The sequence below is a fragment of the Nostoc sp. 106C genome, from assembly GCF_002154725.1.
GTDB lineage: Bacteria > Cyanobacteriota > Cyanobacteriia > Cyanobacteriales > Nostocaceae > Aulosira.
Genome location: NZ_MTAW01000020.1, coordinates 1 through 1,505, shown reverse-complemented (window position 1 = coordinate 1,505; position 1,505 = coordinate 1). Strand labels below are relative to the sequence as shown.

Genomic DNA, 1,505 nt, shown 5'->3' with positions numbered 1-1,505 from the left:
CTGGAGTTTAGACTAAATAGCCGACCTAAAAAGAAAAATAGGGGGTGTGATTGAACACAGTCCCCCTTTTGGTAGAAGGTGAGAAAAGAACTACCATTACTCACCTACCAACATGAAAAGTGACAGACTTGAAGAGTTTCGTCAAGTAGCTTACAAATATTTAGGTTTCGCCAAAGACGCGACCTTTGAATTAACAGACGCCATATTGCTGACCCGCAATGTTTATTCCTTAGCAGACTTATCATTATCACCAGTATTTAGACGCAAGTGGCCAAGCATCTATGAAGCCTTACAAGATAGCAGACCACAGAGACAGAAATTGATGCACCTATATATCAAGCAGATCCCAGCAGAGGGACGACCATTATTAACAGGAGATCATACAAACTGGTCACGCCCAGATGCAGTAACGTTGCAAGAGAGAACTTATGAGCATAGCGGCACATCCATCGCGGGAAATAAACCGATTAGCATTGGTCAAGGATATAGCACAATTGCATGGATACCTGAAAAATCAGGCAGTTGGGCATTACCCCTCAGACATGAACGGATCACAAGTGGGGAAAGTCCAATCTCAAAAGCGATTTGGCAACTAAAACAGGTGTGTAAGTATTTACCCACCAGAGCGATTTCAGTTTGGGACAGTGAATATGGGTGTGCGCCTTTTGTGTTAAAAACTGCCAGTATTCCCGCAGATATTCTGGTAAGATTGCGCTCAAATCTTTGTTTATGGGGTGAGCCTGAAGCTTATTTGGGTAAAGGACGACCCAAAAAACACGGGTCTAAATTCAAACTTAATGAACCCACAACATGGAGTGAGGCTGTATCTGTCTTCGAGGTAGATGATCCGAAATTACAACGGGTACGGGTTAGCCTGTGGAAAAATTTACATTTCCGTAAAGCGGTGACACGTCCTATGTCACTGATTAAAGTTGAACGTCTTGATGAACAAGGTAATCAACCAGTATCAAAACCTTTGTGGCTAGCTTGGGTAGGGGAAGAAATGCCTCCCTTAGAAGAGGTTTGGCTACTTTACTTGCGTCGCTTTACCGTTGACCACTGGTATCGTTTTTTAAAGCAACGTTTACATTGGACTGTGCCCAAGTTTAGTACTCCTAAGCAGTGTGAGCGGTGGAGTGACCTGATGCCCCTCATGACTTGGGAATTGTGGTTAGCCCGTGATATCGTGACTGATAATCCTTTACCTTGGCAGAAGTCCTCCGATAAATTGACCCCTGGGCGAGTTGCTCAAGCTATGGGAGGAGTTTTTGCGGTGATTGGTACTCCAACAAGCGCACCCAAACCTCGCGGAAAGTCCCCTGGCTGGCAACCAGGAAAAAAGCGTCACCGTAAAAACCGATGCCCAATTGTTAAAAAAACAGTAACTCCACCACGTAAAGAACCATCAGTTGCTGTTTAATACTCAAGATTATTCATAATATCATTACGTCTCTCATTAACTCAGCACTGCTGGGTCTTTTTGGATGGCTTAGTCTAAACTCCAG

1 protein-coding gene is annotated in these 1,505 nt (G+C 44.0%); it reads left to right on the top strand.

Features of this window, described 5'->3' with window-relative positions; all coding sequences use genetic code 11:
- Nucleotides 1-112: 112 nt before the first annotated feature.
- Nucleotides 113-1,420, top strand: coding sequence for an NF041680 family putative transposase (locus BV375_RS01225; protein WP_086756419.1), 1,308 nt, complete (start codon nucleotides 113-115; stop codon nucleotides 1,418-1,420).
- Nucleotides 1,421-1,505: the final 85 nt, after the last annotated feature.